18 protein-coding genes are annotated in these 16,537 nt (G+C 70.2%); 12 read left to right on the top strand and 6 right to left on the bottom strand.

Annotated elements, in window-relative coordinates:
- Positions 1 to 6: 6 nt before the first annotated feature.
- From ACZ7PG_RS41160 to ACZ7PG_RS41150, 3 genes are all read left to right on the top strand, one after another.
- A complete protein-coding gene (locus ACZ7PG_RS41160; RefSeq protein ID WP_470244619.1) occupies positions 7 to 513 on the top strand; it encodes a hypothetical protein in 507 nt (168 codons plus the stop codon).
- An 82-nt stretch (positions 514 to 595) separates the two neighbouring features.
- Positions 596 to 940, top strand: a complete 345-nt coding sequence (locus ACZ7PG_RS41155; RefSeq protein ID WP_470244618.1) for an SPW repeat protein — start codon at positions 596 to 598, stop codon at positions 938 to 940.
- 83 nt (positions 941 to 1,023) lie between these two features.
- The gene (locus ACZ7PG_RS41150; RefSeq protein ID WP_470244617.1) at positions 1,024 to 2,475 is read left to right on the top strand and encodes an MFS transporter; all 1,452 of its coding nucleotides are present in this window, start codon (positions 1,024 to 1,026) and stop codon (positions 2,473 to 2,475) included.
- A gap of 5 nt (positions 2,476 to 2,480) precedes the next feature.
- Here the strand turns inward: ACZ7PG_RS41150 and ACZ7PG_RS41145 are convergent, their stop codons facing one another.
- From ACZ7PG_RS41145 to ACZ7PG_RS41130, 4 genes are read right to left on the bottom strand one after another with little or no spacing between them, the layout of a single operon-like run.
- Positions 2,481 to 3,551, bottom strand: a complete 1,071-nt coding sequence (locus tag ACZ7PG_RS41145) for a DNA polymerase ligase N-terminal domain-containing protein (RefSeq protein WP_470244616.1) — start codon at positions 3,549 to 3,551, stop codon at positions 2,481 to 2,483.
- A gap of 56 nt (positions 3,552 to 3,607) precedes the next feature.
- The gene (locus ACZ7PG_RS41140; RefSeq protein ID WP_470244615.1) at positions 3,608 to 5,617 is read right to left on the bottom strand and encodes an ABC transporter ATP-binding protein; all 2,010 of its coding nucleotides are present in this window, start codon (positions 5,615 to 5,617) and stop codon (positions 3,608 to 3,610) included.
- Positions 5,614 to 7,347 carry an ABC transporter ATP-binding protein gene (locus ACZ7PG_RS41135; protein WP_470244614.1) on the bottom strand — a complete coding sequence of 578 codons (1,734 nt, stop codon included), beginning with the start codon at positions 7,345 to 7,347 and terminating at the stop codon, positions 5,614 to 5,616. The genes ACZ7PG_RS41140 and ACZ7PG_RS41135 overlap by 4 nt, the downstream gene beginning before the upstream one ends.
- Positions 7,341 to 8,009 carry a TetR/AcrR family transcriptional regulator gene (locus ACZ7PG_RS41130; RefSeq protein WP_470244613.1) on the bottom strand — a complete coding sequence of 223 codons (669 nt, stop codon included), beginning with the start codon at positions 8,007 to 8,009 and terminating at the stop codon, positions 7,341 to 7,343. Before ACZ7PG_RS41130 ends, ACZ7PG_RS41135 begins: the two co-directional genes overlap by 7 nt.
- 342 nt (positions 8,010 to 8,351) lie before the next feature.
- Here ACZ7PG_RS41130 and ACZ7PG_RS41125 point away from each other — a divergent pair, with 342 nt between their 5' ends.
- The 9 genes from ACZ7PG_RS41125 (at position 8,352) to ACZ7PG_RS41085 (ending at position 14,716) form a co-directional block, all read left to right on the top strand.
- Positions 8,352 to 9,593, top strand: coding sequence for a sensor histidine kinase (locus ACZ7PG_RS41125; protein ID WP_470244612.1), 1,242 nt, complete (start codon positions 8,352 to 8,354; stop codon positions 9,591 to 9,593).
- Positions 9,590 to 10,027, top strand: a complete 438-nt coding sequence (locus ACZ7PG_RS41120) for a roadblock/LC7 domain-containing protein (RefSeq protein WP_470244611.1) — start codon at positions 9,590 to 9,592, stop codon at positions 10,025 to 10,027. The genes ACZ7PG_RS41125 and ACZ7PG_RS41120 overlap by 4 nt, the downstream gene beginning before the upstream one ends.
- 5 nt (positions 10,028 to 10,032) lie before the next feature.
- On the top strand, positions 10,033 to 10,425 hold the full coding sequence (locus tag ACZ7PG_RS41115; protein WP_470244610.1) for a DUF742 domain-containing protein: 393 nt from the start codon (positions 10,033 to 10,035) through the stop codon (positions 10,423 to 10,425).
- Positions 10,400 to 11,020, top strand: a complete 621-nt coding sequence (locus ACZ7PG_RS41110; RefSeq protein WP_470244609.1) for a GTP-binding protein — start codon at positions 10,400 to 10,402, stop codon at positions 11,018 to 11,020. Before ACZ7PG_RS41115 ends, ACZ7PG_RS41110 begins: the two co-directional genes overlap by 26 nt.
- A 19-nt stretch (positions 11,021 to 11,039) precedes the next feature.
- On the top strand, positions 11,040 to 12,266 hold the full coding sequence (locus ACZ7PG_RS41105) for a styrene monooxygenase/indole monooxygenase family protein (protein ID WP_470244608.1): 1,227 nt from the start codon (positions 11,040 to 11,042) through the stop codon (positions 12,264 to 12,266).
- An 87-nt stretch (positions 12,267 to 12,353) separates the two neighbouring features.
- Positions 12,354 to 13,229, top strand: a complete 876-nt coding sequence (gene ku / locus ACZ7PG_RS41100) for a non-homologous end joining protein Ku (protein ID WP_470244607.1) — start codon at positions 12,354 to 12,356, stop codon at positions 13,227 to 13,229.
- 77 nt (positions 13,230 to 13,306) lie between these two features.
- Complete coding sequence (locus ACZ7PG_RS41095; RefSeq protein ID WP_470244606.1) at positions 13,307 to 13,516, top strand: hypothetical protein; 210 nt, start codon at positions 13,307 to 13,309, stop codon at positions 13,514 to 13,516.
- 244 nt (positions 13,517 to 13,760) lie between these two features.
- Positions 13,761 to 14,078: a Cd(II)/Pb(II)-sensing metalloregulatory transcriptional regulator CmtR gene (gene cmtR, locus ACZ7PG_RS41090; RefSeq protein WP_470244605.1), complete on the top strand. Its 318-nt coding sequence runs from the start codon at positions 13,761 to 13,763 to the stop codon at positions 14,076 to 14,078.
- Positions 14,075 to 14,716 carry a cation efflux transmembrane domain-containing protein gene (locus tag ACZ7PG_RS41085; protein WP_470244604.1) on the top strand — a complete coding sequence of 214 codons (642 nt, stop codon included), beginning with the start codon at positions 14,075 to 14,077 and terminating at the stop codon, positions 14,714 to 14,716. The genes cmtR and ACZ7PG_RS41085 overlap by 4 nt, the downstream gene beginning before the upstream one ends.
- 30 nt (positions 14,717 to 14,746) lie before the next feature.
- Here the strand turns inward: ACZ7PG_RS41085 and ACZ7PG_RS41080 are convergent, their stop codons facing one another.
- Positions 14,747 to 14,902, bottom strand: coding sequence for a hypothetical protein (locus tag ACZ7PG_RS41080; protein WP_086678182.1), 156 nt, complete (start codon positions 14,900 to 14,902; stop codon positions 14,747 to 14,749).
- A gap of 120 nt (positions 14,903 to 15,022) precedes the next feature.
- Positions 15,023 to 16,483: an adenosylhomocysteinase gene (gene ahcY / locus ACZ7PG_RS41075; RefSeq protein ID WP_470244603.1), complete on the bottom strand. Its 1,461-nt coding sequence runs from the start codon at positions 16,481 to 16,483 to the stop codon at positions 15,023 to 15,025.
- Between the last annotated feature and the right edge of the window lie 54 nt (positions 16,484 to 16,537).

Genomic DNA, 16,537 nt, shown 5'->3' with positions numbered 1-16,537 from the left:
CAAGGCATGCCGGGACAACGGATGCTCGCGCGCGTGGCGGTGGGGCTGACCGCTTCGGCCGCGATGGTGGTCGCGACCATCGGCACGGCGTCGGCGAGCGTCGAGGTCACCAAGCTCAGCCAGTCGGCCGCCGCGTCGCAGCTGTCCGCCGCCGGGGTCACGCACTCGTCGAGCGGGGGCTGCACCACGCGGTCGAACTCGACCTGCACGTCCTACGAGCAGATCAACCAGACCACGGTCACCGGGGTGATCACGCTGAAGCGGGCGAGCGGCTGCGCGGTCAACATCACCGGCGGCACCGAGGTCGGCCACGCGTCGGGCACCTACAGCCACTACAACGGCTACAAGGTCGACATCGCCCACAACAGCTGCATCGACAGCTACATCAAGAACACCTTCAGCTACATCGGGCTGCGCGGCGACGGCTACCCGCAGTGGAAGGCCGGCTCCGGCAACCTCTACTGCGACGAGGGCAACCACTGGGACATCACGTACTACACCTGCGGCTGCTGACGTCCGGTGCCGGGGCCTGCCCGTCACGAGGGCTGCGGGCAGTTCCCGGTTACCGGCCGAGACCGCCGGGTACCTCTCCGGAGTGAAGACGACTTCGAGCGGCAGCCGGACGGCCGTGCCCGCGGGCCTCGTCGTGCTCGCCGGTGTCTACCTCGTGCTCGCCCCTTGGATCGCCGGGTTCGGCGGGGCGGGCGTGCTCGCGCTGAGCAACACCGTCGTCGGCCTGGTCCTGGTCGCGCTGGCGATCGCCCGGCGCGCGCGGCTCCTCGGCTGGGTCGTGCCCGTGCTCGGCGCCTGGGCCGCGCTTTCGCCGTGGCTGCTGCGGTCCGCGGCGGAGACGCAGCCGTCGGCTGCCGCGTTCGCCGGCAACGCCGTCGCCGGGGCCGTGGTCGTCGTGGCGGGAGTGGTCGCGGTCCGCGGCGCCTGACCCCTTGCGCAGCAGGGGAGACGAGCCCACCGCTCCCCGGTTCGTACGGTCGTTCGCACGACCGGAACGAGCATGGGAGCACGATGACCCTGGCAGAATCGGCGCGGCCGGACTCGGCCGCCCGGCCCGCGGAACCCCGCCGCCTGGCGGCGCTCATCCTGCTCTGCGCGGCCAACTTCATGGTGATCCTCGACTCCCAGACCGTGATCATGGGCGTGCCGGTGATCGCGGCGGACCTCGGGCTCTCCCCGGTCGAAGCGCAGTGGATCCTCTCGGGCAACCTGCTGACGTTCGGCGGCCTGCTGCTGCTCGGCGGCCGGGCCGCGGACCTGCTCGGCCGCCGCAAGCTCTTCATGATCGGCACGGCGCTGTTCCTGCTGGTGTCCCTGCTTTCCGCCGTCGCCACGGGAGGTCCGCTGCTGCTGGCCGCGCGGTCGCTGCACGGGATTTCCGCGGCACTGATGGCGCCGACGGCACTGGCGATCCTCACCGACACGTTCCCGGAAGGCCGCGCGCGCAACCGGGCGTTCGCCGCGTGGTCGGGGATCGCCGCGCTGGGCGCCACGATCGGCCTGCTGCTCGGCGGCGCGCTGCTCGACTGGTTCGGCTGGGAGAGCCTCTTCTACGTCAACGTCCCGGTCGCCGTGCTGATGCTGGTGCTGAGCCCGGTGCTGCTGCGGGAAAGCCGGGACCCCGCGGCGCACCGCACCTTCGACGTCGCGGGGGCGGTCCTCACCACCGCGGCACTGGGGCTGCTGGTGTACGTGCTGGTCGAAGCGCCCACCTGGGGCTGGACCAGCTTCCGCACGCTCGGCCTGGCGCTCGTCTTCGTGGCGCTGACCGCGGCGACCGTCGTCGTCGAGCGGCGGTCGGCGGCCCCGCTGCTGCCCGCCCGGTTGTTCCGGTCGGCCACCGTGGTCGGCGGCAACGTGCTGACGGCCCTGATGGCGATGCTCGCCTACGGGTTGTCGGTCATCCTTTCGCAGTACTCGCTGGGCGTGCTCGGCTACACGCCGATCGTGTTCGGGCTGAGCCAGTCCGCGATGCCGATCGCCGCGGTGATCGGCGCCTACGTCGGCCAGGCCGTACTCGCCCGGCGCGGCCTCCGCCCGGTCGCGGTGACCACCATGCTGCTGATGGGCGTCGGCAGCTTCCTGCTGACCGGGCTTTCGCCCGACTCCGGCTACCTGACGACCGTGCTGCCCGGCCTGGTCGTGTTCGGACTGGGACTCGGCATCGGCCCGGTCGTCCTGGCCTCGGCCGCGCTGAAGGGCGTCACGACGGCCGACGCGGGCATCGCCTCGGGGATCAACGTGGCGGCGTTCCAGGTCGGCGGCGCGCTCGGGGTCGCGGTGGTCTCGACGGTCATCGCGACGAACATGGCGGCGAACCCCGGTCCGGCGGGTGCGCTCACCGGGTTCCACGCGGGGATGTTCGCCTGCGGCGGGATCGGGGCGGCCGGCGTGGTGGTCGCGTTCCTCCTGCTGAAGAACGCCCGGCGCGGGCAGCTCGTCGCCGTCCCGCGGATGCACTGACGGCGTCAGTTCCCGATGTACAGCCAGCTTCCGGAGTCGTCGCCGGGGCGGTACGCGCTGTCCGCCCGCTTCGCGACCACTCCCGGCAGGCCGTGCTGGCGGCTCGCGCCGAGCACGTCCTCGCCGCCGCCGAGGAAGTAGCGGGGGACCTGCCAGTGGCGGTCGGCCACCGGCAGGCCCTCCAGCAGCTCGCGGCGTTCGGTGTAGGGCAGCTCCAGCGTCGGCTTGCCGTCGAGGTGCAGGACGTCGCTGGCGAAGAAGAACACCGGGCAGTGCTTCTTGAGGCGCCTCGCCGCGTTGTCGTCGGCCCGGCGGCGTTCTTCGAGGCCTTCGGGGGAGGGCTTGCCGTCCTTGATCACGACCACTTCGCCGTCCAGCAGCACTTCCGTCGACCCGAGCTCTTCGCCCAGCTTGTGGAAGTCCGGGTAGCGGCCGGTGACGTCGGCACCGGTGTCGTCGTGCGCGGTGACGCGGCCGCCGGAGACCTGCAGCATCGTGCGCAGGCCGCCCCAGGCGAACTCGTAGGCCCACTCGCCGTCGTCCGCCGGGAGCTCGCCGGGGACGGCCGTCATCGGCTCGAGGAACTCCGGCGCGTCCTCGTGCCCCGGTTCGGCCGGGTCGAGGCGGCGCAGCGTCCAGTCGCGGTCGCCGTCGTCGCCGTGCCGGTTGAGGAAGACGTACTTGCCGCGCGCCCGCTCGCCGTGGAAGACGACCTCGACCTTGTGGTCGTTCCAGTGCAGGGTTTCGTACTTCCCGGTGTCCCACACGGTCATCCGGCCGCCGCCGTACTCGCCGGCCGGGATCTCCCCGGAGAACGTGAGGTACTCCATGGGGTGGTCCTCGGTGTGCACCGCGAGCCGGTTCACCCCGGGCGCGAGCGGCAGCCCCCGCGGCACGGCCCACGACACGAGCACGCCGTCGCGTTCCAGCCGGAAATCCCAGTGCAGCCGGGAGGCGTGGTGTTCCTGGATGACGAAGAGGTCGTCGTCCCCGGGCTCCGGCGGCCCGTCCGGCCAGGGTTCGGGGGTGCGGTCCTTCCCGCGTTTGCCGCGGTATTCGGTGAGCTTGTCCGCCATCGCCGCCCCGGTACCCCTTCCGCTCGACGAGCTTCCAGGGTACCGGGACGCCGGGGTCAGTCCGTCTCGGCCATGGCTTCGGCGAACTGGGCCGCGTACAGCCGGGCGTAGGCGCCGCCGCTGCCCAGGAGCGTCTCGTGGTCGCCCTGCTCGACGATCTGCCCGTGCTCCATCACCAGGATCACGTCCGCGTCGCGGATCGTGGAGAGCCGGTGGGCGATGACGAAGCTCGTGCGGCCGCTGCGCAGCGAGTTCATCGCCCGCTGGATCAGCACCTCGGTGCGGGTGTCGACCGAGCTGGTCGCCTCGTCGAGGATGAGGATGACCGGCTTGGCCAGGAACGCCCGCGCCACCGTGATCAGCTGCTTCTCGCCCGCGCTGACCGTGCCGCCCTCGTCGTCCAGCACCGTCTCGTAGCCGTCCGGCAGCGTCCGGACGAAGCGGTCGACGTGGGTCGCCTTCGCCGCTTCGATGATCTCCTCGCGGCTCGGGTTGTCGGCGCCGTAGGCGATGTTGTCCGCGATCGTGCCGCCGAACAGCCACGCGTCCTGCAGCACCATGCCGGTCTGGTCGCGCAGCTCCTCGCGGTTCATCTTCGCGATGTCGACGCCGTCGAGCGTGATCCGCCCGCCGTCGAGCTCGTAGAACCGCATGAGCAGGTTGACCAGCGTCGTCTTGCCCGCGCCGGTCGGGCCGACGATCGCCACCGTCTGGCCGGGCTCGACGCTCAGCGACAGGTCGTCGATCAGCGGCTTGTCCGGCAGGTAGCGGAACGAGACGTCCTGGAACTCGACGCGCCCGCGGATCACGGCCGGCCGCTCCGGGTGCTCCGGCTCGGGCGCCTGCTCCTCGGCGTCGAGCAGCGCGAACACCCGCTCGGCCGACGCGACACCGGACTGCAGCAGGTTCGCCATGCTGGCGATCTGCGTGACCGGCTGGCTGAACTGGCGCGAGTACTGGATGAACGCCTGCACCTCGCCGAGCGTCAGGCTGCCCGACGCGACGCGCAGCGCGCCGATCACCGCGACCAGCACGTAGCTCAGGTTGCCGATGAACATCATCGCCGGCTGGATCATCCCGGAGATGAACTGCGCCCGGAAGCTCGCCTCGTACAGCGTTTCGTTCTGCTTGTCGAAGATCGCGGCGGCCTCGTCGCGGCGGCCGAACACCTTGACCAGCGAGTGCCCGGTGTACATCTCCTCGACGTGCGCGTTGAGCTTCCCGGTCGTCGACCACTGCTTGATGAAGTTCGGCTGCGCCCGCTTGCCGATCTTCGCCGCCACGACCGCCGAGAGCGGCACCGTGAGCAGCGCGATCAACGCCAGCAGCGGCGAGATCAGGAACATCATGATCAGCACGCCGATCACCGTCAGCAGCGACGCGACGATCTGCGACAGCGTCTGCTGCAGCGACATCGCCAGGTTGTCGATGTCGTTGGTGACGCGGGAAAGGACCTCGCCGCGCGGCTGGCGGTCGAAGTACTTCAGCGGCAGCCGCGCGAACTTGTCCTCGACGTCCTGGCGCAGCCGGTAGACGGCGTTCTGCACCAGGGTCGTCGTCAGCCGGGCCTGGATGAGCCCGAAGAACGACGCGATGACGAACAGCGCCAGCACGGTCACCAGGATCTGGCCGACCTTGTCGAAGTCGATGCCGACGCCGGGCACGAGGTCGACGCGGCCGTAGATGTCGGCGAGCGTGCTGTTGCCGGCGGCGCGCAGCCCGGCGACGACCTGCTCCTTGGTGACGCCCGGCGGCACCTGCTTGCCGAGCACGCCGGCGAGGATCGCGTCGGTGGCCTGGCCGAGGATCTTCGGCCCGATCACCGTCAGCGCGACGCTCGCCGCACCGAGCACCAGCACGCCGATCAGGTAGAGCCGTTGCGGGGCCAGCATGCGCAGCAGCCGCTTGAGGGACCCCTTGAAGTCGAGGGCCTTCTCCGGCGGCGCGCCGCCGGCCATCCACCGGCCGGGCCCGGCGGTCGCGGCCCCGGTGTTCTTCTGCCGTTCCGCGGTCGGCCGTTCGCCCGCTTCGGTGATGGCGGTCTTCGGCGATTCCGTGGTGCTCACGCCGCCTCCTGCTCGGTCAGCTGGGACAGCACGATCTCGCGGTAGGTCTCGTTGCCGTCGAACAGTTCGTGGTGGGTGCCGGTGCCGACGACGCGGCCCTCGTCGAGGACGATGATGCGGTCGGCACCCCGGATGGTGCTGACGCGCTGCGCGACGATGATCACCGTCGCGTCGGCGGTCTCCGACACCAGCGCGCGGCGCAGGGCCGCGTCGGTCGCGTAGTCCAGCGCCGAGAACGAGTCGTCGAAGAGGTAGATCTCCGGCTTGTGCACCAGCATCCGCGCGATCGCGAGCCGCTGCCGCTGGCCGCCGGAGACGTTCGTGCCGCCCTGGGAGATCGGTGCCTCCAGGCCTTCGGCCATCGCCTCGACGAAGTCCTTGCCCTGGGCCACTTCGAGGGCGTGCCACAGCTCTTCGTCGGTGGCGTCCGGGTTGCCGTAACGCAGGTTGCTCGCGACGGTCCCGGCGAACAGGTACGGCTTCTGCGGCACCAGCCCGACCGCGCGGGCGAGCACCGCCTGGTCGAGGTCGCGCACGTCGACGCCGTCGACCTTCACCGTGCCCCGCGTCGCGTCCATCAGCCGCGGGATCAGGTTCAGCAGGGTCGTCTTGCCGGTGCCCGTCGACCCGATCACCGCGGTCGTCTCACCCGGCCGCCCGATCAGCGAGATGTCCTGCAGCACCGGCTTTTCCGCGCCGGGGTAGCGGAACTCGACGCCGGACAGCTCGAGGTGGCCGTGCAGCGTGCCGGGCTTGATCGGCGACACCGGCGGGCGGACGCTCGACTCGGTGTCGAGCACCTCGCTGATCCGCTCGGCGCTGACCTCCGCGCGCGGCACCATCATGAACATGAAGGTGGCCATCATGACCGACATCAGGATCTGCAGCAGGTAGGACAGGAACGCCGTGAGGGCCCCGATCTGCATGCTGCCGGAGTCGATCCGCTGCCCGCCGAACCACAGCACCGCGACGCTGGAGGCGTTCATCACCAGCATGACGATCGGGAACATCAGCGCCATCAGGCGCCCGACCCGCAGCGACACGGTGAGCAGCTGGTCGTTCGCGACGTCGAAGCGCTCGCGCTCGTGCTTGTCGCGGACGAACGCGCGGATGACGCGGATGCCCATGATCTGCTCGCGCAGCACCTGGTTGATCCGGTCGATCCGCTCCTGCATCAGGCGGAACGCCGGGCGCATCTTGGTGATGATCGTGCCGACCGCGACCGCGAGCACCGGCACGATCACCAGCAGCAGCGAGGACAGCGGCACGTCGAGGTTCAGCGCCAGGATGATCCCGCCGACGCACATGATCGGCGCCGACACCATCAGCGTCAGCGTCATCACGACCAGCATCTGGATCTGCTGGACGTCGTTGGTGGTGCGGGTGATCAGCGACGGCGTGCCGAACTGGCCGACCTCGCGGGCCGAGAAGTCCTGCACCCGGTGGAAGACCCCGGAGCGGATGTCGCGGCCGACCGCCATCGCGGTGCGGGCGCCGTAGTACACCGCGCCGATCGAGCCGGCGATCTGGGCGAGCGTCACGGCGAGCATCACGGCGCCGACGCGCAGGATGTAGGGCATGTCGCCCTTGATCAGCCCGTTGTCGACGATGTCGGCGTTGAGCGTCGGCAGGTAGAGCATGGCGATGGTCTGCACCAGCTGCAGCGCCACGATCACCCACAACGTGGTTTTGTACGGGCGCAGGTGACTGCGCAGGAGCTTGACTAGCACAACGGTTCCCCCAGTGATGTGGTGGTGGTGTTCGGTCCGGGTGACGGTGCGGTGCCCCCGGTCAGGCCGGGCATCCCGGTGGCCAGCTCGTCCAGCAGCCGTTCCAGGGTCGGGAGGAACGGCTCGCCCTCGGTCATGAACCAGTTGACGAAGGCGACGCGGACGGCGCTTTCCACCGTGGAGGCCATCAGCCGGCACAGCAGGTGGTCCGCCCCGCCCGCCCGTTTCGCGATGGTCTCGGCGAGGACGCGTTCGACCGCCGCGTGGGCGTTGAGGAACTCGCCGCGCAGCATGAGCTGACCCATCAGCTCCCGGATACGCGCAACATACGCGCGATCGGGTTCGCCCTCACGCGAATATTGCTCGATCACCGCCTGCTTCACGGACTCCCAGAGCGGCTCGCCCTCCGGCCGGGCGAGCAGGGCTTCGCGCATCCCCTCGTGGCGGTCGACGACCATCGAGCAGACCGCCTGCTCCTTGCTGGAGAAGTAGTTGTTGAATGTGCGGGGCGAGACCCCCACCTCGGCGGCGATGTCCTCGACCCGCACGTTCTCCAGCCCGCGGTCCATCGAGAGCCGCAACGCGGCCTGCGCGAGCGCCCGGCGGGCCTCGCGCTTCTTGCGTTCCCGCAGCGTCAGCTTCGGTGGTTCCTCCGGAGGCATGAACGGAGTGTAGCGAAAAAGTTGCGTGCCCCGCAAAAAAGTGCGCGGCCCGCAAAATTAGGGCGAACCGGACACGCTCGCGATTCCGTCGTGCGGACCCGCCCGGCCTGCGGTATCGGCCCCCGTGTGCGCTGTGTCGCGAACAGCAAATTGCAAAAATGAACCGAATGGCCTAACGCACTGCGCTCACCAGGAGCGACGCTCCCGATCGGCGCTCACTCGGCGCGATCGCGCGGGGACGGGTTGTGGACACGTCACGAGCCTTTCTGCTTGCATGTCGGTCGTCGCCGGGGGTCGGCAGAAGCACCGCGTCCGAACTGAGCAAGGAAGAAGTGGGACCACATGGCCAGCCGGGCCCGGGAACTCCTGGATCGATCACGCGTCCTGCTGGACCGCTCGCGGGTCGCGGCGGCGCAGTACCTCACCGCGCCGCCGAAGCACGGCGGGTACGAGCCCGCGGCAGGGCCGGCGCTCACGCAGCTGCAGCCGCCCGTGCCCGTGGTGGCGCAGACGGCGCCGGCGGACGACGCCGTGCTCGCCGAGATCTGCGCCAGCGTCGCCCTGCGTGACCTCAACCTCCTCGACCAGCTCCTCGCCCGGCTCGAAGAGCTGGAGGCGGGGGAGGAGGACCACCACCGCCTCGCCGAGCTCTACCAGCTCGACCACCTCGCGACGCGGCTGCGGCGCAACGCCGAGAACCTGCGCGTCCTGGCCGGTCAGGAGACCGCCGACGACGCCGCCCGCGCGACGTCGGTGCTCGACGTCATGCGCGCGGCGATGTCCTCGATCGACCACTACGCGCGGATCACCATCGGCCGGGTCGTGAACCTCGGCGTCGTCGGCTTCGCCGCGGAGGACCTGGGCCGGGTGCTGGCGGAGCTGTTCGACAACGCCGCCAACCAGTCGTCGCCGAGCTCGCCGGTGAACGTCAGCGCGCACCTGACCGAGCAGGGCAGCGTGCTCGTCCGGATCGAGGACGAGGGCATCGGCATCCCGGCCGACCGCGTCGACGGCCTCAACGCGCGGCTCGCCGCCGGCGGCGACCTCGACGACGCCGCGGCGCGCCACATGGGTCTCGCGGTGGTCTCGCGGCTCGCCGCCCGCCACGCCGTCACCGTGCGGCTCGACCGGCGCAGCCCGCACGGCACGGTGGCCACCGTGCTGCTGCCCACCGGCATCGTCACCGAGCTGGCCGAAAACGCCTGGTCCGGCACTCGCACCGTCACGGCCGAACCGGTCAAGGCACCGGCCGGGGAGCCGGCCGCGGTCGGCGGGCTCCCGCGCCGCCGCCCGGGTACCTTCCCCCGCGAGGAACCGACGCCGATCCCGCGCAAGCCCACCCCGCGCCCGCGGCCGGTCGAGCAGACCGGCGGGACCACCGCCAACGGCCTGCCGCGCCGGGTGCCCGGCAGCATCCGCGGTGCCGCGCCCGAACCGCCACCGCCACCCCCGGCCGCGGCGGCCGGCACGAACGGCCACGACCAGCTGCTCGCCGACCTCGGCGCCTTCGCCGACGGCGAGCGGGCGGCGCTCGCCGAGAACCGCCCCCAGCAGGACGAGACGCCCGGAGGAACCGCCTCGTGAGCGCCACCCACCCGGCACCGGCCAACTTCGCCTGGCTGCTCGACGACTTCGTGCGCAAGGTCCACGGGGTCAGCCACGCGCTGATCATGAGCGTGGACGGCTTCCCCCTCACCGCGTCCGACTCGGTCGGCGAGGCCGAAGCCGAGCAGCTCGCGGCGATCTCCAGCGGCCTGCTCTCGCTGGCCGGCAACAGCGCGGCGCTGTTCGGCAAGGGCAACTGCGAGCAGATCATCATCCGGCTCACCCACGGCTACTTCCTGTTCATGGGCATCGGTTCCGGTGCCGGGCTCGCGGTGCTGACCTCGGGCGAGGCGGACATGAAGGTGGTCGCCTACGAGATGACCCAGTTCATCACCAACGCCGGCCACGCGCTCACCCCCGAGGTGCGCGCCGAACTGCGCCAGGTGCTCACCGCGCGCCGGCCGCGGGCGTGATGACGATGCCCGACAAGGATGTGATCTCAGTGTCCGAGAAGGACACCGCCTTGCCGCGGCGCAGCCGCCGGATCCGGGCGTACGCGCTCACCGGTGGCCGCACCAGCACCCGCCACCAGCTGCTGGTGGAGACGCTGGTCTCGGTCCCGCGGTACGACCCGGCGCTGAGCGGCACGCTCATGCCCGAGTCCCGCTCGCTCTACGAACGCGCCCGGGCGCGGTGCTCGATCGCCGAGCTGTCGGTCGGGCTCGACCTGCCGCTGGGCGTGGTGCGGGTGCTGATCGGCGACCTCGCGTCCCAGGGCGCGGTGTTCGTCCACCCCACCGCGCACGCCTACCACCACGACACCAACGTCCTCGAGAGGATCCTTGATGGGCTCAAGCGGCTCCCCGCCTGAGGGCGAACTGCTGACGATCTCCGCGAAGATCGTCGTCGCCGGGGGCTTCGGTGTCGGCAAGACCACGTTCGTCGGGTCGGTGTCGGAAGTGCCCCCGATGAGCAACGAGGCGTGGATGACCGAGGCCGGCGAAGGCGTCGACGACATCCCGCCCGGCGGCAAGTCGACGACGACCGTCGCGATGGACTTCGGCCGCATCACGCTGCGCCCGGACCTGCTGCTGTACCTGTTCGGCACGCCCGGCCAGGCGCGGTTCTGGTTCCTTTGGGACGACCTGAGCCGGGGCGCGCTCGGCGCGGTCGTGCTGGTCGACACCAGCCGGATCGACGAGTCGTTCGCGGCGATCAACTACTTCGAGAACGACTCGGAGCTGCCGTTCGTCGTCGCGGTCAACCAGTTCGAGGGCATGCCCGTGCACGACCTCGACGAGGTCCGGGACGCGCTCGCGCTCGACCCGAGCGTCCCGCTGGTCACCTGCGACGCCCGCGACCGCGCCTCGACGATCGCCACCCTGACCGAGCTGGTCGGCCACACGCTGTCGCTCGCCGTGCTGTCCGGCCCACGTGAGCTGGCCACCAGCGCCCCGCACGCCTGAACGAGGAGAGAAGAGCTTCATGCGCAAGGTCCTGATCGTGGGCGCCGGGCAGTCCGGGCTGCAGCTGGCCCTGGGGCTGCTGGCGAAGGACTACGACGTCACGGTGATGTCCGCGCGGACGCCGGAGGAGATCCGGAACGGGCGCGTGATGTCGACGCAGTGCATGTTCCACGACGCGCTGCAGCACGAGCGGGACCTCGGCATCGACCAGTGGGAAGCCGACACGGTGAACGTCGAAGGCCTCGGCGTGTCCGTGGCCGCGCCGGACGGCGGTCGCGCGCTCGACTGGTTCGCCGGGCTGGACCACATCGCGCAGTCGGTCGACCAGCGGGTGAAGATGGCCGGCTGGCTGGAGCTGTTCGAGGACCGCGGCGGCAAGCTCGTCATCCACGGCGTGATGACGTCCGAACTGGACGCTCTCGCCCGGCTGTACGACCTGGTGATCATCTCGGCCGGCAAGGGCGAGCTGGTCCAGCTGTTCGACCGGATCCCGGAGCGCTCGCCGTACACGAAGCCGATGCGCGCGCTGTCGCTGGCCTACGCCCACGGCGTGCGCCCGCGGCCGGAGCACCCGGACAAGATGGCGGTGCGGTTCAACATCGTCCCGGGCGTCGGCGAGCTGTTCATGATCCCCGCGTACACGCTCAGCGGGAACTGCGACATCCTCTTCTTCGAAGGCGTGCCCGGCGGGCCGCTGGACTGCTTCGACGACCGCCCGGGCCCGGCCGAGCACTTCGCGCGGATCCTGGACCTGATGAAGCAGTTCGTTCCGTGGGAGTACGAGCGCAGCCGCGACGCCGAGCTGACCGACGCGAAGGCGACGCTGGCCGGCGGCTACACGCCGGTGGTCCGCAACCCGGTCGGCGCCCTGCCCGGCGGGGCGATCGTGCTGGGCATGGCCGACGTCGTCGTGGCGAACGACCCGATCACCGGCCAGGGCTCCAACAACGCGAGCCACTGCGCCGCGACGTACCTGGACGCGATCGTCGAGCGCGGCGACCGGCCGTTCGACGCGGAGTGGATGGACGCCACGTTCGAGCGCTACTGGGAGTACGCCCGCCACGTCACCGAATGGACGAACGCGCTGCTCCTGCCGCCGCCTCCGCACGTGCTCCAGATCCTCGGCGTCGCGGGCCAGAACCCCGCCGTCGCGAGGCGGTTCGCCAACGGTTTCACCGATCCGACGGACTTCCAGAACTGGTTCCTGGATCCGGCACTCTGGGAGAAGTACCTGGCAGAGGTCTAGATCGCGCGCGGGGCACACTGTCGCGGAGGGACGTTTCGGGCTACGGTTGTCACGTAGCGTGAAGACGATCTCCGAAAGGTGCGTGGCATGCGGGCGATGTGGAAGGGCTCGGTCTCGTTCGGGCTGGTGTCCATCCCGATCCAGATGTACGCGGCCACCGAGAACAAGAACGTCTCGCTCCGCCAGGTGCACGAGGCCGACGGCGGCCGCATCCAGTACAAGCGGTTCTGCACGATCGACGGCGCCGAGGTGCCCTACGCCGAGATCGCCAAGGGCTACGAGCTGCCCGACGGCGAGATGGTCGTGATCACCGACGCCGAGATGGCCGAGCTGCCGCTGTCCTCGCAGCGCACGATCGACGTCCTGGAGTTCGTGCCGCTCGAGTCGATCGACCCGATCCAGTACGACCGGACGTACTACCTGGAGCCGCAGAAGAACGCGGTGAAGCCGTACATCGTGCTGCGGGACGCGCTGCACAAGTCGAGCCAGGTGGCCATCGCCAAGGTCGCGGTGCGGCAGCGGGAGAGCATGGCGGTGCTGCGGGTGCACGCCGACGTGCTGGTGATGACGACCATGCTGTGGCCGGACGAGGTGCGCGAGCCCGACTTCCCCTTCCTGCGCGACGACCCGCCGCAGATCCGGCCGCAGGAGGTCACCATGGCCGGGTCGCTGATCGACTCGCTGGCCGAGCCGGTGTTCGAGCCGGAGAAGTACCACGACCACTACCGCGAGGCCCTCGAGGAGATGATCGAGGCCAAGGTGGCGGGGGAGGAGACGACCAAGCCGGCGGCGGTCACGGCGAAGGCCGACGTGGTCGACCTGATGGCGGCGCTGCAGGCCAGTGTGGACGCGGCGAAGAAGTCCCGCGGGGCGAAGTCCACTTCGGAGGAGTCCGATGAGGACGAGCCGCCGGCGGCGAAGAAGAAGCCGGCGGCGCGGAAGAAGGCGCCGAAGTCCGCCTGATCCCGTCCGGGTGGTCGGGCCGACACGCCGTCGCCGCCTTCCGTGTCCGCGTGCTTCCCGGTGGTACCAAAGGGATTATGCAATGTGCTTCGTGTGACGCGGGCATCGACCACTGCCACGGCACGCTGGTGGTGCACCCAGAAGGCGGATTCGCCGAGTGCACCGAGCCGGCCTGTGGGGACGGTGACCGCGTCCGGCACGGGTTGATCGTCGACTGCCAGGCGCTCGGCCGCGGGTGCGGCTGTGCGGCCGAACCGGGAAAACCCCGGCTGCGCCAAGCTTCCTGAGCCTCCCGCCAGGATCCGTGAAGGTCTTTCCAACCGGCTTCGCCGCCGGCTGGGGAGGCCTTCGCGGCGTCAGGAACGCGTCAAGCGCGTGACACGATCGTGTATGCAGCTGTGTACACGGGCGGGGCGATGTGCTAACACTAACGAGGTCCTTCGGCTCTCCCTCCCCCTCGGAGCCGGAGGACCCTTCACTTTCCGCGGTGTCCCGTGTGGATATGTCAGCGGTCGATGTACAGTTCACCGCATGGTGACCTGTGAGACGCGGGAGTCGGCGCTGGCCCGGATCGGGCGCGCCCTCGCCGACCCGACCCGCTGCCGGATCCTGACCGCGCTGCTCGACGGGCCCGCCTACCCGGGGCGGCTCGCCGTCGAGCTCGGGCTGAGCCGCTCGAACGTCTCGAACCACCTCTCGTGCCTGCGGGGCTGCGGGCTCGTCGTGGCGGGTTACGAGGGCCGTCAGGTGCGGTACGAGATCGCCGACGCGCACCTCGCCCGCGCGCTGAGTGAACTCGTCCAGGTCGTACTGGCGGTCGAGCCGCGGGAGGAGTGCGAGCCGGCATGACGGACTCTTGCGCCGACGGCTGCTGCGCGCCGGTCATCGTGGCGGAGGACCGCCGGGCGGTGCTCGTGCGCCGCGTCCGGCTGCTCGTGGCGGCGACCATCACCTACAACGTCGTCGAAGCCGCCGTCGCGCTGACGGCCGGCACCGCGGCCTCGTCCGGCGCGCTGGTCGGGTTCGGCCTGGATTCGGTCGTCGAAGTCGCTTCGGCGGTCGCGGTCGCCTGGCAGTTCTCGGGCCGCGACCCGGAAGCCCGCGAACGGCGGGCGCTGCGGCTGATCGCCGTCTCGTTCTTCGCACTGGCCGCCTATGTCACGGCGGAGTCCGTGCGGACCTTCTTCGCCGCGGCGGCGCCGGAAAGCTCGCTCACCGGGGTTGTCCTCGCGGCGGTTTCGCTCGTCGTGATGCCCGCCTTGTCCGCCGCTCAACGGCGAGCCGGACGGGAGCTGGGATCCGCCAGCGCGGTCGCGGATTCGCGGCAGACTTTGCTCTGCACTTACCTTTCCGCGGTCCTGCTGGCGGGATTGCTGCTCAACACCCTCTGGGGCTGGTGGTGGGCCGATCCGCTCGTGGCCCTCGTCATCGCCTTCGTGGCGGTGAAGGAAGGCCGAACGGCCTGGCGCGGCGAGCATTGCTGCTGACGCCGTGCCAGGCCGTTCGCGAGTACTCGATCAGTACCAGTGCGCACGCCCACCGATCCGGCGGCCGGTGCCGCCCAGGATGGCCAGTGCAACACCGGCCACCGCGAGAATGATGCCGATGGTGTAAAGCACCGGGATACCGACGATAAACCCGATGATCAGAAGAATTACACCGAGAACGATCACTTTGACACACACTCCTTCGCATGGGACCTGCCCGCCGCGCCGGCCGGGCAGATGCGCTGTCACGGGGAGGATGGCCACTTTCCCGATGCCGCAAACTGCGTCAAATGGAGCAATCTCGGATCAGTACCGGTAGTGATCGAGCTTGTACGGACCGGCGACGTCGACGCCGATGTACTCGGCCTGCTCCTTCGAGAGCCGGGTGAGCTTCACGCCGAGGGCGTCGAGGTGCAGCCGGGCGACCTTCTCGTCGAGGTGCTTCGGCAGCCGGTGGACGTCGGTGGCGTACTCGCCGGGCTTGGCGAACAGCTCGATCTGCGCGATGGCCTGGTTGGTGAACGAGTTCGACATCACGAACGACGGGTGGCCGGTCGCGTTGCCGAGGTTCATCAGGCGGCCTTCGGAGAGCACGATGATCGCGTGGCCGTCCGGGAACGTCCACTCGTGCACCTGCGGCTTGATCTCGTTCTTGACGATGCCCGGCAGCTTCGCGAGGCCGGCCATGTCGATCTCGTTGTCGAAGTGCCCGACGTTCGCGACGATCGCGTTGTGCTTCATCCGGCCCATCTGGGCGGCCGAGATGATGCCGAAGTTGCCGGTGGTGGTGATGAAGATGTCGGCCGTCTCGACGACGTCGTCGAGCTCCACGACGTCGAGCCCGTCCATCGCCGCCTGCAGCGCGCAGATCGGGTCGATCTCGGTGACCGCGACCCGGGCGCCCTGGCCGCGCAGCGCCTCGACCGCGCCCTTGCCGACGTCGCCGTAGCCGCAGACGACGACGCGCTTGCCGCCGATCATCACGTCGGTGGCCCGGTTCAGTCCGTCCACAAGGGAGTGCCGGATGCCGTACTTGTTGTCGAACTTGGACTTCGTCACGGAGTCGTTGACGTTCATCGCGGGGAAGAGCAGCTCGCCGTCCTTCGCGAGCTTGTAGAGCCGCTTGACGCCGTTGGTCGTCTCCTCGGTGACGCCGCGGATCTCCTTGGCCATGCGGGTGAAGCGGTCGCCGTCGGCCGCGAGGCTCGCGCGCAGCGTGTCGAGGACGATCCGGTACTCCTCCGGGTCCTCTTCGGACGGCTGCGGCACCGCGCCCGCGGCTTCGAACTCGACTCCCTTGTGGACGAGCAGGGTGGCGTCGCCGCCGTCGTCGAGGATCATGTTCGGCGCCTGGCCGCGGGAGAAGGCGAAGAGCTGGTCGGTGCACCACCAGTACTCTTCGAGCGTCTCGCCCTTCCACGCGAACACCGGCGTGCCCGCCGGGGCGTCGACGGTGCCCTCGGGGCCGACGACGACGGCCGCGGCGGCCTCGTCCTGGGTGGAGAAGATGTTGCACGACACCCAGCGGACCTCGGCACCGAGCGCGACGAGGGTCTCGATGAGCACGGCGGTCTGGACGGTCATGTGCAGTGACCCGGCGACCCGCGCGCCCTTCAGCGGCTGCGCGGCGGCGTACTCGCGGCGGATCGCCATCAGGCCGGGCATCTCGTGCTCGGCCAGGCGCAGCTGCGTGCGGCCGGCCTCGGCCAGGGAGAGGTCGGCGACGGCGAAGTCGAGACCGTTGCGGGTCTGCAGTTTGTCACTCATTCTTCGATGCACTCCGGAGCTCGTTTGCGGGACGCTCGGGAGGCGTGACGCGAC

The sequence above is a fragment of the Amycolatopsis sp. NPDC114504 genome, from assembly GCF_055633595.1.
Note: the sequence above shows the minus strand (reverse complement) of the source record. Positions and strands in the feature narration are given on the sequence as shown.

Bases quoted from the DNA above. Each gene is read 5' to 3' on its own strand.
- ACZ7PG_RS41160 (WP_470244619.1), top strand. From the start codon at position 7: ATGCCGGGACAACGGATGCTCGCGCGCGTGGCGGTGGGGCTGACCGCT.
- ACZ7PG_RS41150 (WP_470244617.1), top strand. From the start codon at position 1,024: ATGACCCTGGCAGAATCGGCGCGGCCGGACTCGGCCGCCCGGCCCGCG.
- ACZ7PG_RS41145 (WP_470244616.1), bottom strand. From the start codon at position 3,551: ATGGCGGACAAGCTCACCGAATACCGCGGCAAACGCGGGAAGGACCGC.
- ACZ7PG_RS41130 (WP_470244613.1), bottom strand. From the start codon at position 8,009: ATGCCTCCGGAGGAACCACCGAAGCTGACGCTGCGGGAACGCAAGAAG.
- ACZ7PG_RS41125 (WP_470244612.1), top strand. From the start codon at position 8,352: ATGGCCAGCCGGGCCCGGGAACTCCTGGATCGATCACGCGTCCTGCTG.
- ACZ7PG_RS41115 (WP_470244610.1), top strand. From the start codon at position 10,033: ATGCCCGACAAGGATGTGATCTCAGTGTCCGAGAAGGACACCGCCTTG.
- ACZ7PG_RS41110 (WP_470244609.1), top strand. From the start codon at position 10,400: ATGGGCTCAAGCGGCTCCCCGCCTGAGGGCGAACTGCTGACGATCTCC.
- ACZ7PG_RS41105 (WP_470244608.1), top strand. From the start codon at position 11,040: ATGCGCAAGGTCCTGATCGTGGGCGCCGGGCAGTCCGGGCTGCAGCTG.
- ku (WP_470244607.1), top strand. From the start codon at position 12,354: ATGCGGGCGATGTGGAAGGGCTCGGTCTCGTTCGGGCTGGTGTCCATC.
- ACZ7PG_RS41095 (WP_470244606.1), top strand. From the start codon at position 13,307: ATGCAATGTGCTTCGTGTGACGCGGGCATCGACCACTGCCACGGCACG.
- cmtR (WP_470244605.1), top strand. From the start codon at position 13,761: ATGGTGACCTGTGAGACGCGGGAGTCGGCGCTGGCCCGGATCGGGCGC.
- ACZ7PG_RS41085 (WP_470244604.1), top strand. From the start codon at position 14,075: ATGACGGACTCTTGCGCCGACGGCTGCTGCGCGCCGGTCATCGTGGCG.
- ahcY (WP_470244603.1), bottom strand. From the start codon at position 16,483: ATGAGTGACAAACTGCAGACCCGCAACGGTCTCGACTTCGCCGTCGCC.